This window comes from Marinicella meishanensis (genome assembly GCF_019931145.1).
Lineage (GTDB): Bacteria > Pseudomonadota > Gammaproteobacteria > Xanthomonadales > Marinicellaceae > Marinicella > Marinicella meishanensis.
This window is the reverse complement of sequence record NZ_JAIOUV010000006.1, coordinates 196284-210871: the sequence shown is the minus strand read 5'-3', so window position 1 is coordinate 210871 and position 14588 is coordinate 196284. Positions and strand designations below refer to the sequence as shown.

Genomic DNA, 14588 nt, shown 5'->3' with positions numbered 1-14588 from the left:
AAGGCCACAATAGCAAGCCAAACCGCCTGCTTCACATGGAAAAATCTTGGCCCAAATAAACCCTTTTGACGTCAGGATTGGAGATGATTTGTTCCGGTTTGCCCTCGGTCAACATCTGGCCGTCATTGAGGATGTAAGCGCGGTCACAAATGCCCAAGGTTTCTCGCACGTTGTGGTCGGTGATCAAGACCCCTATTTGTTTGCTTTTTAAATGATAAACAATCTTTTGGATGTCAATAACTGAAACTGGATCCACCCCAGCAAATGGCTCATCCAGCAAGATGTATTTGGGTTCCATGGCCAAGGACCGAGCAATTTCCACCCGCCGCCGTTCGCCGCCCGACAAACTGATGCCCAGCTGACTCTTGACGTGCTCCACATTCAATTCTTCCATCAGCTCCAAACAACGGTATTCTTTCTGGGCCTGGGTGAGGTCTTTGCGCAATTGCAACACCGCCATGATGTTGTCTTTGACCGTCAGCTTGCGAAACACCGACGCCTCTTGTGGCAGATAGCCCAAGCCCAGTTTGGCCCGTTCATGCATGCCATACTTGGTGGCATCCAAAGAATCGATGATGATTTGTCCACGATCGACCGGGATCAACCCGACCACCATGTAAAAACATGTGGTCTTACCGGCTCCATTGGGTCCCAATAAACCCACCACTTCACCCTGACGCACGGCAAAAGACACCCCGGCAATGACCTGCCGCTTTTTGTAGCTTTTGACGATTTGTTGCGCTTTAATCATTGTTTTGATCAATTTCCATTTTGAACTGGGTGTTGGCATCGCCGGTGGAGGTGATTTCTTGGGTGCGTAAATCAAACTCGATGTTTTCACCGGTGGTCACCCCAATGGCGCTGGTGATGCTGACATTGCCACTGAGAAAGACTTTTTCACTGGCTTTGCGGTAATCCACCTGATTGGCGCGAATCACCATTTTTTCATTGTCTTCCATCATTTGTTCCATATACACCTGATTGCCTGACATCAACACCCGGTCAATGCCCTTGTCTTTGTGGTAAATGGTGCCGGCCGCTGATTTGATCAACAGACTGCCCTGCTCGATGGTCAGCCCTTTGGGGCAATCGGTTTCGTTCTGTTTCAACTTGGTCACACAACCCGGACCTTGCACAATGACTTTTTGTTGGCGGTCACTGTCCAGTGCCTGCACTGCTGTCACCGACAACAAGGCCAAAACAATCCCATTAATTTTCAAATTCTGCATACATTTCACTCAGTAACTCGATTTCTTGTTGATTAAAGTTCACCACCGCACCCAAGCCCCGCAATTTCGAACCCAATTGTGTGACCACCAGAGGGTTGTCGGTGGTCCCGGTTTTGCGGGTCACATCGACCAGCAAAGCACTGGTATCCACAGTGACGGCTTGCTCGGTGGGGCTGGCCAATTCAATGCGCACGCGGTTGGGGAAAAAAATTTCCGTCTTGTTGGGGTTGATTTCACCCACCGAGGAAGTGAACACCCAATCACCTTGGCTTTCGTGCAGGGTGACATTGGGTTGGTCAATGACGGTGACTTCGGTGTCGGCATAATGGGTGATGGTTGGCGAACGGACTGTGGTCACGACCTGGCCGCTGTCATCGGTGGATTTGATCACCACCCCAGTCAAGGCATAACCTTTGGTGAAGGGTTTGAACCGCTCACTGGCATCAACATGGAAATACCGCTGGTAAAGACCATAGCTCAGCACCGCCAACAAACCGAACAACATCAATTGCTTGAAGCGGGAAGTTTCAGTCATTGTTGACTTTGGGTGAAGTCATGGCTGAGGCCTTGGGCTTGCATGATCAAGTCACAAACAGCCCGTCCAGCACCCGCGCCACCGCATTGTGCCAAAGTCAACTTGGCCACCGCTTTGACCTCTTCATGGGCATCGGCCACGGCCACTGGTAAGCCACATCGTGACATGATGGGCAGGTCAATCACGTCATCACCCACAAAAGCGGCTTCTTCGTCGGTGATGCCCAAGGCCACTTTCAGGTTTTCATAGGTTTCCAATTTATTCATTCTGCCTTGATAGACATGGTTGACGCCCAAAGATTTCATCCGATCAGCCACAATCACTGAACTGCGGCCTGTGATCACCGCCACTTCCACGCCCTTTTTCACCAACATGGAAATGCCCAAACCATCTTTGACATTAAATTTTTTGATTTCGCGGCCATCGTCGGTGAAATACAGACCGCCATCGGTCAACACCCCATCGACATCAAAAATGACCAATTTAATCGGCTTGGCCAAAGCCAGCATGTCGTTCTTCTTTGCCATCAAACCACTCCTGCTCGCAGTAAATCATGGATGTTCAAGGCACCCACCAAATGGTTGTCATCATCCACCACCAACAGCGAATGAATTTTATGTGTTTCCATGATTTGAGCCGCCTCAACGGCCATTTTGTCTTGTTTAATCATCACTGGATTCAAGGTGGCCAACTCGCCTATCGGCTTTTGTTTGAATTGTTCAAAGGCATTCAAAGTGCGGCGCAAATCACCGTCCGTGAAGACCCCAACCACTTGGTGGTTGCTGGTCACGGCGGTCATGCCCAAACCCTTGCTGTTCATTTCCAACAAAGCTTCACTGAAACTGGCTTGTTGATCCACTTGTGGTATGGCCTCACCGGTGCGCATCACATCTTCGATGCCCAACAACAACTTTTTACCCAGCGAACCGGCTGGGTGTGAGCGGGCAAAGTCTTCTTTGGTGAATCCTCGCAGTTCCAACAAAGTCACCGCCAAAGCATCGCCCATGACCAAGGTCGCGGTGGTGCTGGAAGTCGGAGCCAAGCCCAGGGGGCAGGCTTCTTCTGGCACCGAAATGTCCAGATGAATGTCTGAGTTGGCGGCCAAACTGGAATCCGGTTTCCCGGTCATGGAAATCAACTGCGCCCCCATGCGCTTGATCACCGGCAAAATGGTCAACACCTCTTCGGTCTCGCCTGAGTTGGAAATCGCCAGCACCACATCTCCGGCGGTGATCATACCCAAATCGCCGTGACTGGCTTCGCCCGGATGCACAAAAAATGCCGGGGTGCCGGTGGACGCCAAGGTGGCAGAAATTTTGTTGCCGATGTGGCCCGACTTGCCCATGCCAATGACCACCACGTGGCCATGACAAGCCATGATGGTGTTCACTGCATCAACAAAGGCTCCACCCAGGTTTTGTTGCATGTTCTGCAAACCCGCTTGCTCAATGGCAAACACGGTTTGTGCTTGTTGTAAGATTTGCTCGGCATCCAGGACCTTCATATGCCCTCACTGAAATAAAGCCAGATCATGTAGCTAATATACATCAACACCAAAACCAAACCAATGATTCGCGAAATAAAGCGATCCTTCAACACAAAATACACCGATGCCAGGAACAAAAACACCGTCAGCATCAACATGTAGAAATAATCATATTTGATGAAATGCGCGGTGAACTCGTACTCACGAATCAAGCCCGAAATGCCAATCACCCCCAACAGGTTGAACATGTTGGAACCCACGATGTTACCGATGGCCAAATCATGTTCTCTTTTCATGGCACTGGCCACTGTGGCAGCCAGTTCCGGCAATGAGGTGCCCAAGGCCACAATGGTCAAGCCAATGACCATGTCGGAAACCCCAAATAACACCGCAATGTCGGTGGCGCCTGTGACCATGGCCTGGGATGCAATGGGCAAAGTGATGATGCCAAAAATCAAAAAGGCGATGGCTTTGTTTATGCTGATGTCCAGATCGTACTCAGCCTCGAATTCATCGGTAAACTCGTCTTTGCTGGTTTTCATACCAATCATCAGCAAAAAGCCGGTGACCACGAACATGCTGGTGATCAAGATCACCCCATCGACGAACGAGAGCTTCATGTCCAGCAACAAAAACAGCACCATCAATGTGACCAGCAACAAGATGGGCATTTCCCGCTTGATGGTTTGCGATTTGATACTCATGGGCACGATCAATAAACCCACCCCCAAGACCAAGGCGATGTTGGTGATGTTGGAACCCACGGCATTGCCCAAGGCCAGGCCTGAGTTGCCTTTAAAAGAAGCGATGGCTGACACCACCATTTCTGGTGCCGACGTACCAAATCCCACAATGATCAAGCCCACCAGCATGGTGGAAACCCCCATGTGTTTGGCAGTCGAAGCAGCACCCAATACAAACTTATCGGCGGCGTAAATGAGCAAGGCAAGCCCCGCCACCAAATACAGTGTAGAAATCAGCATACGTCAGTTCAAATTATCCTTTCAAGATGTGAGCAAGTTATACCGGTCAATTGGTTGCGCACCTGCAGCTGCCCCATTTGATAAAAAATGGGCACAACCTCTTTATAAACGGTCTATTTTACAATATCATTCGCGCTCAACAAACAAACAATTGTGATTCATGCACCCAGACGAAGTCAAAAAATTACTTTCAGCACAGATCAATTGTGAACACATTGAAGTTCATGGCGAAGATCGTCGGCATTATGAAGCCGTGGTGGTTTCAGCTGATTTTGACGGATTGATGAAAATCAAACGACACCGCATGATTTACCAGGCTTTGGGACAACACATGGCGTCAGACATCCATGCATTGAGCATCAAGGCACTGACTCCCGATGAGTACCAACGTTTGCATCAAGCCCAATAAGGAACCCAGCATGAACAAAATCACCATCACCGGTGGCCACACCATCAACGGCACAATCACAGCCTCTGGCGCGAAAAATGCGGTGCTGCCCATTTTGGCTGCCACCATCGTGGGCCAAGGCGAATCTCACATTTCGCATGTGCCACACTTGCATGACGTCACCACCATGAATGAATTGTTGGTGCAAATGGGGGCCCAATTGACAGTGGATCACCATGCCGACATCACCATCTGTACCGATCATTTGACCAACCAAACTGCGCCGTATGAGACGGTTAAAACCATGCGCGCATCGATCCTCGCCCTGGGGCCATTGGTGGCCCGCCACGGTCGAGCCAAAGTGTCCTTACCGGGTGGTTGTCAGATTGGTGCCCGACCGGTGGATTTGCACATCAAAGGGCTGCAAGCCATGGGCGCCCACATTGACGTCCAAGACGGCTACATATTGGCCACTTGTGATCGCCTCAAAGGCAACCGCATCGTGATGGAAAAAGTCACGGTGACCGGTACTGAGAACATCTTGATTGCCGCCACCTTAGCCCAGGGTGAAACTTTGATCGAAAATGCCGCCATTGAGCCTGAGGTGGTTGACCTGGCCAAATATCTGTCGGCCATGGGCGCTGAAATCGAAGGCGTCGGCACCTCGAAAATTTATGTTCAAGGCAAGGATCAACTGACTGGCACCCACCATGAAGTGATGCCTGACCGCATTGAAATTGGCACCTTTTTGGTGGCTGCGGCCATCACCGGCGGCGCCATCACCATCCAAAACTCATGCAATGACGATCTCGATGCGGTGTTCGACAAACTCACCGAGGCCGGCGCCACCATCACCACCGCCACCGATTCTGTGACCTTAGAAATGCATGGCAAACGCCCTCAGCCGGTGGACATCAGAACCGCCCCCCACCCGGCCTTCCCCACCGACATGCAAGCCCAATTCTGTGCTTTGAACGCCATCGCCGAAGGCACCAGTGTCATCACTGAGACTTTGTTTGAAAATCGCTTCATGCACGTCGAGGAGTTGATCAGAATGGGTGCCAACATCCATGTGGAAGGCAACCAAGCCATCATCAAGGGCGTTGATCACCTCAGTGGCGCACCGGTCACGGCCACCGACTTGCGGGCTTCGGCTTCTTTGGTCTTGGCTGGTCTGGCCGCCCATGGCCAAACCGCGGTGCATGACATTCACTACATAGACCGGGGTTATGAAGCAATTGAAGAAAAGCTCAACCAGTTGGGGGCCAAAATCATCCGCAGCTGATTTCGGCACCTGGCAAGCGGCTTCCAGAGGTCAAATTGGCTGCCTGCCAATCAGGGATTTGTGTTAAGGTGATTGGGTCAATAATTCAGTCCGTAAACAATGCTCAAAAATACATTTTACCTGGCTCTGTTCACCCTGATTGCTTGGGGCACTTACCATTTGTCCAAGCCGACCAACACCCCGCCTGACTTGTTTTTTGACGGTTTGTTTTTTGAAAACGTGATCGGGCATGTGGACCGCATCACCCAAGGTCCTCGCGCAGTGGGTGATTACTTCCACCAAGATGTGCAGCATTACATCATCGATCAACTGCAGCAGATGGGCCTGCAAGTGGTGCGGCACCGCAGCATCAGCTATCACCCCAAGAACAAAAGAGCGGCGCCAGTGGCCAATGTCATGGCCACCATTCCAGGCAGCGACCCCAGTCGGCCCGCCTTGATGTTGATGGCCCATTACGATGCCGCCCGCTTTGCTGCCACCGGCGCCGGTGATGACGCCAGTGGGGTGGCCTCCATTTTGGAAGCCGCCAATGCCCACATCAAAACCAAACGACAAGCCACCAACAACATCATCTTGCTGTTCACCGACGCTGAAGAAATTGGCTTATTGGGTGCTTTGGCCTTTGTCAATGAACGTTTGGCCAACCAAGACATCGGCTTGATCATCAACCTGGAGGCGCGTGGCACCAGCGGACCGGTGATGATGTGGCCGGAAACCCAAGGCGGCAATCGAGCCATGATCGAGGCCTTTGCGGCAGCCAATGTGCCTTTACCGGTGACCACCTCTCTGCATTACGAAATTTATCGCCAGCTGCCCAATGACACCGATTTGACCCCGTTCAATCAACTGGGCGGCATCAATGGGTTCAACCTGGCCTTCATCGATGGCCATTACCACTACCACACCAGCGAAGACAATTTGGCCAACCTGTCACTGGATACTTTGGCCCAACAAGCCATCCAAACCCACAGCCTGCTGAAACATTTTGCCGACCTGGACTTGCGCACCATGAAAAGCTCAGAATCGTTGGTTTATTTCACCATTCCTTTGCTTGGCCTGGTCAGTTATCCCATCGTCTTTAATTGGGTGTTGCTGGGCTTAATTGCCTTGTTTTGGTTGATTGGCGCCCTCAGCTCCAACCGCTCAATGGCCAGTGGGCAACGCAATTTGTTGGCCCGCATTTGGCCTTTGTTGCTGTCGGCTTTGTTGGCCTATGGCATCTGTTGGTTGCTGTTGTGGTTGATTGCCTGGTGGGTGCCAGTGACCCAAGACGTGATGCAAGGTTTTCCCTACCAAGGTCACGCCATGATGTTGGCTTGTTTGGTCGCTGCTGGCATCATCACGTTTGCTGTGTACGCGGCACTGAATCCCAAAAACCGGCACCAACAGCTGTTGATGGCGGTGATGTGGTGGTGGTTGATGTTGCTGCCCTTGGTGTACCATTTACCTGGAGCCGGTTTATTGATTTGGCCGGTTCTGTTGGCCAGTGTGTTGTTGCTGACTGGCCCCCTTTGGCCGCGCATGACTGAACAATTGGCACCGGTTATGGCGGTTTTGAGCTGGCTATTGATGGGCAGTATATTGATCAACTTACCGATCGCCATGGGCGTGGACGCCTTGCCTTTGACGGCGGTGTTGCTGGCTTGGTTACTGGCTTTGATGGTGTACCTGATCAGCCCCATGAAAGGGGTCTGGCAAGCCCTGGTCATGCTGGCCATACCGGTCTTGTATTTGGTGGCCGAGATGGTCCGACAAGCCCCCATCAGCGAGGACCAACCACACCCGACCAGTTTGTCCTACTTGTATGACCACGATCAACAAACCGGCCACTACTACAACTACGATGTGACTTTCTCCGGCTGGCATGATGACCTGTTCGCGAACCCAGTCAGCGCGGCAGACCGCCAGCAGTTCAGTCAACAATACCGCAAACCGGTGCGCCACTTGGCCCAGCTGGATCAACCGATCGCATTACCACCCATCGGCGTGACTTTACAGCCGCCACTGCGACAACAGCAACGCCGTGCTTTTCAGTTGCGCCTCAATGCCCATGGCAACAGCCAGCTGCTGGACATCTATGCCACCGCTCCCATGACCATCCATCGGCTGGCCATTGAAGGGCGTTTGGCGGTGTTGCCAGAGCCACTGAAAATCCAAGCGGGTCAGCGGTGGTTGCAGTATCATTTTGACAACAAAAAGGAGCTGGTGTTGAATCTGGAAATTGAGCTGGATGACCCAGTGGCTTGGCAGTTACAGACCCACAGTTATGATTTGTTGGAACAAGCGGCATATGGGCTGTCAGCCAGACCGCCTCACCAAATCCAAAAACCATTCATCGCTTCGGACAACGCCGTGGTGGTGCAATCATTTGCGTTTGATTTTGATCAATAAAGGGCTGTTGTCATTGGGGTTTTTCAATTTGGGTTGGTTGTTGTTATCAATCACCAGATAAAAGTGATCATCATCAACGGCCAAACCTTCGGCCTGGCCAAAACTCATGTCTTGGTAACTGTGGTCAAAACTCTTGACGATGTGTTCATAGGACCAGGCCCGCCCTTCCCGGTAATTACCATGCTCATCTTGGATCAATTCATGCACCACATAGGCATTGCGGTGCAAGGCATACAACGTTCCACCATGTAAATACAAGCCAGTGAAATCCGGTTTGCGGGCGCCTTGTAATGGGTGGTCACTGTTATCGTACACCTGGTTAATTTGCTGGGTAATGGTTTGGAACTGTTCATCGAAAGTGACGTCAATCAAGCCGCGTGGCTGCCGCTCCACGGCCAGTAAAAAACGTTGACCACCCAAATGCACCAAGGCCTCCATGCCGGCATTGTGCACCTGGAACAAACCAGCGGCAAAGGCCGGTTGGTAAATGCTGTCTGCCGCTGGCACCCATTGGCTGCCTAGTTGGTTGACTTTGATCATGCGGTGATGCACTTCGCTGACCACAAAAAAGTCATCACCCACGGCAGTGATGGCTTCCAAATCCAGGCTTTCCACTCCCAATGACTCACGGTCTATGGCCAATTCGGCGCGGGCCGTGGCGTCGGTGTCGTTGACCGTCAAGGCATAGATCTGATTGGAATCATCACAGATGGTATACAGCCGCTCATTTTTGATGGTCAAGCCGGACGGTTCAAATGGGTGATTGACCCGAATCGGATAAACGGCATAATCAGCCACCGGCTGTGGTTGGTGACTCATTTCACCATCCCAAATGAACAACAACATCCATAATTTGATCATATTCATCACTCAGTAGGACTCAAAGACGGGTCATCAACCCTCAAAATCATCGGCAAAAATCAAGTCAGAAGGTCCTGGACACACACCGGCTGCCACCACCTTGATGTCATCCAATTTCCAATCGCCAGCGGCCACTGTCTCATCGGTACCCAAACGCCAGCGAATCAACACCGTTTGACCGTCATAAGCCGACAAATCCACTTTCACCTCGGTGAAACTGCCCAGGGTGTCGACAAAGGCCGGGCGTCCACCCAAGGGGTTTTGGAAATTGGCGCTCAAAGTCCCATTGTACCCGTTCTGGGTAATGGCACTGCCCAAGTCATTCCAGTTGGTGCCACCATTGGTGCTGATTTCCAACACCCCACCATCGTAATCGTCGTTGCTCGATTCAAATTGGTGTTTGTGCCAGAAAGTCAGTTCCGCTTGTTCGGTCAAGGCCATCTCTGGGGTCACCAAACTGCTGTCAGAAGTTGAACCGATGTTGGTGGCCACAAAAGCCCGGGTGCCGCCATTGGTGTTGTTGTCGCCACTTTCTACCCGCCAATCGTTGCTGCCCACATCCATCAGTACCGACCAGCCGTCAGTTGTGGCTTGACCGATGTTGCTGTACGCTTCCACGTCGGTGTACAAAAATTCGGTTTCACACACCGGTTCCAACAACACATTTTGTTCGGTGGTCATGCCACCCATGGTGGCCACATCGATAATGGACTGGCTGAAATAACCTGCTTTACTGAAGGTCAAATCACTGGTGGTGGCCGCGGTTTGCACGCTGTAGTTACCGGCCATGTCGGTAAACGTCTGTTGTCCGGCGTATTCGACCAGGACTTGTTCAATGGGCAGGAAGGTGCTGTCATCGCGCACCAAACCGCTGATGGTGCCGATGTTGGCGGGATCCAATACCTCGATGAAGATGGCCGCTGGGACACCGGTGATGCCGTTGTTGGTGCCGACCGCACCGTCGTCACTGGCTTCAAACCAAACCGTGTATTGACCGGGCGACAAACCGGTGGTGTCGATGCTGCCGACAAAGCCCTCGGTGCTGCTGTTGAACGTGCCATCGGCTGCCGTCATGTCAATGGCCACCGCACCGGCTTGCCAGGAAGGGGTGCCCAAATAGGCTTTCACCGCGGTGATGTTGTGGGTGGCTTCGGTGCCATTGGAACCATTGAACCGGGTATCGGTGGCGGTGCCACTGACCGCGAAAGACTGTCCGGCGGCCACTTCGATGGTGGTTTGTGGCAAATCAATCACATCCGGGCCTGAGGCTGTGATGTAAGGCATGCGGGCGACTTTGGCGGCATAAATCATGGCCCCCAAATTATCCGGCCAAATGGTGTTTTCAAAAGCCGAACAACTGGAATAAAAGCCCCCTTCTCCCAACTCAATGGTGAATGCCGCCACCCCCAAGGTGCCATAGGCGTTGTCATCTGAGGCGCCATCGGCACCACCCAATGAGGCATTGGATTGCTCGGGACGATAACCGGTGAAATACGACATGCGCCGCGCCAGGGTGCGCAGTTGGTCGTGATTGGGTGCTTGTCCGGCGCCATTGGAATAGCCAAATGGGAACAAGGTCAGTTCGGCCACATTGTGGATGTCCAAATAAACGCCGGGCTTGGTCAATGGCGCGGCGGTGACCAAATCATCCGGGCGGTCGTCGGGAAACAAAGTTTTGATGTACTCATTGATGGCGGTGGTTTCCGGCTCACTGACAGCTGAGAGTCCTCGGTACACTTCACTGCACTGATTGCTGCTGGAACCGCTGCCTTGATTCCAACGGAACAAGAAATTGCGGTTCATGTCCACCCCTTGTTGGTTGCCGCCAAAGCAGTGGTTTTCATTGCGGTTTTTGCGTTGGTTGGGAAAATTTTGGTTCTCGGAGATTTCCCGACCATCCGGGTTGCCTTGCAACAACAAATGGATTTCGTGGTGATCAACCAACCAGGTCACGTCAGGGTCCACCCCATGATTGGCCAACAAGTGCTCGGCAAAGCGGGTGACCAATTCAGCGGTGGGATATTCACGGGCGTGAATCGCCCCCATGGCATATAAAATGGGTTTGTTCGGATCAATCACATTGGCATTGGTGATTTTCACCACTTGCATGTCATGTCCTGGTAAGCCGCCCGGCTCCGTTTTGTGCCAGGAATCACCGATGTCTACCAAGGTGACCAGTTGCGGATAGGTGCTTTGCATGGTGGTCATGGCGGCATAGGTTTCGGCCACCGTGCGGTAACAGGGAAAGCCATCGATGGGCAATCGCCCTTGAAACTCCTGCTCCCGGATGGCGGCGTGCTGCCGCATCAACTCATCATGTGGTTTCAGGCTGAAGCCCAAATCCAGCAGCTGCTGATAATCGGCGGCCTCATCCACCATCAGCAACACGGTTTGATTCTTCTCATCGATGCGCCACAAATCGTAGTCGGGGTTCAAATCCAACACCGCGTCTTTGTCTTCATAAGCCAACAACACAATCCACGGGCCATCACCTGCAGGCAGCTCTTGGCTGAATGCCTGAACCGGACTGGGTGACAGGGTCACGGCGGCGATGAATGCGATGAGTTTGTGATACATGAATTGACCCTCTTAAGGTTGTTTGCTGGTTTCAAGCACTGTGGTCTTGATGGTTGTGATGTGATCCAACACCGCTTGCTGCGGCCCCATGCCCCCCATGATCATGTACCCATGTGGGGTCCGAAGTAAGCTGCGGTGGTCCATGCTGGCCGGTATCAGGCCGGCTTTGATGGTCCACTGCTGGGTGTTCAGATCAAACTGTCGCACAGTTGCACTGGGTGCTGAAGGCACCCCGTTGTAGCCAATGCCGTCGTAATTATACGGATTGTCGCTGCCGGCCACAAAGAAAATTTGCTGCGCCGCATCACTGGCTGCAGCCATGCGGTAAAATGCGGTGCCGCTGTGGTGTGGGATCGGTTGCCAGTTGATCTCGGTGATTTGCTGTGGATTGATGGTGCCCATGGCACAGGCTGGTGAGGGCAGAAAAGATTTTTGCTCGCCAGACCACGCCACTTTCACCCCATCACAGACCACCATCTGGTTCCCCACCATGCCGCCTGCATGGCCAAACACCGGCGGCATAGGCCAGGGGCTGGCCTGCTGCCAAGTTTGTGTCTCGACATCAAACACCTGGACCAAATCCACATTGTCCACATCGTGCCAGCCACTGATCAAGTAGATGTATCGTGCCTGATAGACCAAAGCCACCGCATCATCCACCGGGGTCGGCATGGGCGGCAATGCCGTCCACTGGTGATCTTGGCCATGGATGCGCCACACATTGGGCACCGAATGTTCACTGTGGTCTGCCGCCACCGTGTAGCCACCGAACAAATACACCGAATCACCCACGGTCACTGCCACCGAGGCCAGCACCGGCTGTTGTGTTTTTGGCGGCTGCAAATCATGCCATTGGCCACCATACCAAACGTGGGCCTGGTTGCTGATGTCTCGATGGGTTTTGCCAGCACGCAGACCATTGAAGGTGTAGAATTGATCTTGGCCGTTGATATTCAGGTAAGCCACCGCATGGTTACTCAGTGGCTGCGGCAAGCGCATAGGCAGGTCGGTGGCTGTCGGCCGATGGCCACATGCCGTCACCATCACCAGCCACAACAACCCCAAGGCGGCATTTTTGCACCAACTGTCAATCACGCAGCGACCTCGCCATGGTCACGCTGCAATTGCAATGCCCGGTGTCACCCATGCGTTGTTCGGTATGGGTGAAGCCATACTTTTGGTACAAAGCTTGGGCGGCCTGCATGCCCGGCACCGTTTCCAAATACATGGTGGCATAACCCAAGGCTTGGGCCTCTTGCAAACAGCGCTCAATCAATTGGCGCCCGATTCCCTGACCCCGCAAAGCCGGGGTGAGGTACATTTTGCGCAATTCCACCACCGTGCCTGGTTCGGTGCCCAACAACGGGGCATAACCACCAACGCCAGCCACTTGTCCATTCAACTCAACCACATAATAGGCGCTCAACGCATTGTCATAGGCCCCGTGCATGTCTTCCAACTCGGCATCCACGCCAGCAAATCCATCACCGAACAAACCAAATTCAGCCAAGGTGTCCAACACCAAGGTTTTGACCGCGGCATTGTCTTTGGGCTCAATGGCCCTGATCAATGCTTGGCTCATGGGTTCAGTGGGTGTTTCAGTCATGTCCATTCTCCGGCGGTGACTTCGACCAAATGACCAAAGTTGTAAGTCACGGTGGTCACTTCGGCCAGGGTGTCGTTGATCAAATCTTCATAGTCAGTCAAGTGGGTGGTCTCCAAGCGGTGTAATTCCCGGGCATCCGAACGGGTTTTCGGGTTCTTACTGATCAAGGCACAACAGTCTTTGTAGGGTTCTCGACACACATCGAACAGGCCCAACTGCTGTGACATTTCAATGATCTGCTCTTTGTTGTAAGTCAACAAGGGTCGCAGGATGGGTACTGTGACCGCTTGGTTCATGGAGTTGATGTTTTCCATGGTTTGGGAAGCCACTTGCCCCAGGTTGTCGCCGGTCACCAAAGCCTGGGCTTCCAATTGCCCCATGATGCGCTCAGCCACCCGTGCCATGAAGCGACGAAACAGAATCAAATCATAGGCCATGTCATGGGCCATCAAGGCCATGTCAAAGTGGGTGTAAGGCACCACGAATAAACGCACTTTGCCAGCCGTTTCACTGATGATCTGGGCAATGCGGGAAATCTTGTATGCCGTGACGTCTTGTTGCTTGTAATGACTGGCCGAAAAGTGCACAAAATCAACGTTACACCCCCGATTACTCATCAACCAAGCAGCCACCGGTGAATCAAAGCCACCAGACAACAAGGTCAACACCCGGCCGGTGGTCGACACCGGCAGACCGCCGGTGCCCTTGATCTTGTTGGTGTAGACCGCGGTGCCTTTGGACGAGACATTGACGTAAAAGGTCTGGTCGGGTTGGCTCAAATCAACATCGGACCAAGCCGTCTCTTGCAACACAGTGGTGGCCAAATCAGCCGCCAGTTGTTGTGATGTTTGGCTGAAATTTTTGTCACTGCGTTTGACCTTCATCGCAAAGGTCAAACCAGGGCGGTGGTGTTTTTCGGCCAACTTTTTGACCAAATCATGCAGTGGCTGCAAATCCGGCTGGGGCCGCATGAAGCGGTGAATCCGCTCCTCAAACCAATGCACAAAACTGAGCCAGGCGATGCCTGGAATGCGCGCAATTTCTGCCACCACTTGTTCGGCCTGAGCTTCGCTGGTGTCAGGCGCTTTGACAAAGATCCGATCATGGATGGCGGTGACTTCCCACTCCAGGTCCATAGACTGCAATTTGCGGCGGATGTTTTGCCGCAAGCGTTTGACGAATTGTTGGCGGTTTTTGCCCTTCAGGGCCAATTCAGCATAATGGACGGTGATGCGGTACTGCATGGG

At 52.7% G+C, this 14588-nt stretch carries 14 protein-coding genes; 3 read left to right on the top strand and 11 right to left on the bottom strand.

From position 1 onward, the window contains the following. Positions 1 to 31: 31 nt before the first annotated feature. Genes lptB through K7G70_RS11785 form a run of 6 tightly spaced genes read right to left on the bottom strand, consistent with a single transcriptional unit; the run spans position 32 to position 4233 of the window. Positions 32 to 751 carry an LPS export ABC transporter ATP-binding protein gene (gene lptB, locus K7G70_RS11810; RefSeq protein ID WP_223788858.1) on the bottom strand — a complete coding sequence of 240 codons (720 nt, stop codon included), beginning with the start codon at positions 749 to 751 and terminating at the stop codon, positions 32 to 34. Further along, positions 744 to 1229 (bottom strand): LptA/OstA family protein, encoded by a 486-nt coding sequence (locus K7G70_RS11805; RefSeq protein ID WP_223788857.1) that lies wholly within the window; start codon positions 1227 to 1229, stop codon positions 744 to 746. Before K7G70_RS11805 ends, lptB begins: the two co-directional genes overlap by 8 nt. Continuing rightward, complete coding sequence (lptC, locus tag K7G70_RS11800; RefSeq protein WP_223788856.1) at positions 1210 to 1764, bottom strand: LPS export ABC transporter periplasmic protein LptC; 555 nt, start codon at positions 1762 to 1764, stop codon at positions 1210 to 1212. The genes K7G70_RS11805 and lptC overlap by 20 nt, the downstream gene beginning before the upstream one ends. Continuing rightward, positions 1761 to 2291: a KdsC family phosphatase gene (locus K7G70_RS11795; RefSeq protein WP_223788855.1), complete on the bottom strand. Its 531-nt coding sequence runs from the start codon at positions 2289 to 2291 to the stop codon at positions 1761 to 1763. The genes lptC and K7G70_RS11795 overlap by 4 nt, the downstream gene beginning before the upstream one ends. Then, on the bottom strand, positions 2291 to 3268 hold the full coding sequence (locus tag K7G70_RS11790; RefSeq protein ID WP_223788854.1) for a KpsF/GutQ family sugar-phosphate isomerase: 978 nt from the start codon (positions 3266 to 3268) through the stop codon (positions 2291 to 2293). Before K7G70_RS11790 ends, K7G70_RS11795 begins: the two co-directional genes overlap by 1 nt. After that, positions 3265 to 4233, bottom strand: a complete 969-nt coding sequence (locus K7G70_RS11785) for a calcium/sodium antiporter (protein ID WP_223788853.1) — start codon at positions 4231 to 4233, stop codon at positions 3265 to 3267. Before K7G70_RS11785 ends, K7G70_RS11790 begins: the two co-directional genes overlap by 4 nt. A gap of 160 nt (positions 4234 to 4393) precedes the next feature. Between K7G70_RS11785 and K7G70_RS11780 the strand changes: the two genes are divergently transcribed. The 3 genes from K7G70_RS11780 (at position 4394) to K7G70_RS11770 (ending at position 8297) form a co-directional block, all read left to right on the top strand. Next, a complete protein-coding gene (locus K7G70_RS11780; protein WP_223788852.1) occupies positions 4394 to 4642 on the top strand; it encodes a BolA family protein in 249 nt (82 codons plus the stop codon). Positions 4643 to 4652: 10 nt separating this feature from the next. Further along, the gene (murA, locus tag K7G70_RS11775) at positions 4653 to 5906 is read left to right on the top strand and encodes a UDP-N-acetylglucosamine 1-carboxyvinyltransferase (RefSeq protein WP_223788851.1); all 1254 of its coding nucleotides are present in this window, start codon (positions 4653 to 4655) and stop codon (positions 5904 to 5906) included. A 99-nt stretch (positions 5907 to 6005) separates the two neighbouring features. Further along, complete coding sequence (locus tag K7G70_RS11770) at positions 6006 to 8297, top strand: M20/M25/M40 family metallo-hydrolase (RefSeq protein ID WP_223788850.1); 2292 nt, start codon at positions 6006 to 6008, stop codon at positions 8295 to 8297. On the opposite strand, the gene K7G70_RS11765 is transcribed toward K7G70_RS11770, so the two are convergent. The 5 genes from K7G70_RS11765 to thiI are packed head-to-tail and all read right to left on the bottom strand — an operon-like array spanning position 8271 to position 14585. Beyond that, on the bottom strand, positions 8271 to 9158 hold the full coding sequence (locus tag K7G70_RS11765; protein WP_223788849.1) for an SdiA-regulated domain-containing protein: 888 nt from the start codon (positions 9156 to 9158) through the stop codon (positions 8271 to 8273). The two genes, K7G70_RS11770 and K7G70_RS11765, sit on opposite strands and share 27 nt — an antisense overlap. 33 nt (positions 9159 to 9191) lie before the next feature. Then, complete coding sequence (locus K7G70_RS11760; RefSeq protein ID WP_223788848.1) at positions 9192 to 11735, bottom strand: M14 family zinc carboxypeptidase; 2544 nt, start codon at positions 11733 to 11735, stop codon at positions 9192 to 9194. A 12-nt stretch (positions 11736 to 11747) separates the two neighbouring features. Further along, positions 11748 to 12830: a Kelch repeat-containing protein gene (locus K7G70_RS11755; protein WP_223788847.1), complete on the bottom strand. Its 1083-nt coding sequence runs from the start codon at positions 12828 to 12830 to the stop codon at positions 11748 to 11750. Beyond that, entirely contained in the window at positions 12823 to 13341 is a 519-nt protein-coding gene (locus tag K7G70_RS11750; protein ID WP_223788846.1) for a GNAT family N-acetyltransferase, read from the bottom strand. The genes K7G70_RS11755 and K7G70_RS11750 overlap by 8 nt, the downstream gene beginning before the upstream one ends. Then, on the bottom strand, positions 13338 to 14585 hold the full coding sequence (gene thiI / locus K7G70_RS11745) for a tRNA uracil 4-sulfurtransferase ThiI (protein WP_223788845.1): 1248 nt from the start codon (positions 14583 to 14585) through the stop codon (positions 13338 to 13340). Before thiI ends, K7G70_RS11750 begins: the two co-directional genes overlap by 4 nt. Positions 14586 to 14588: the final 3 nt, after the last annotated feature.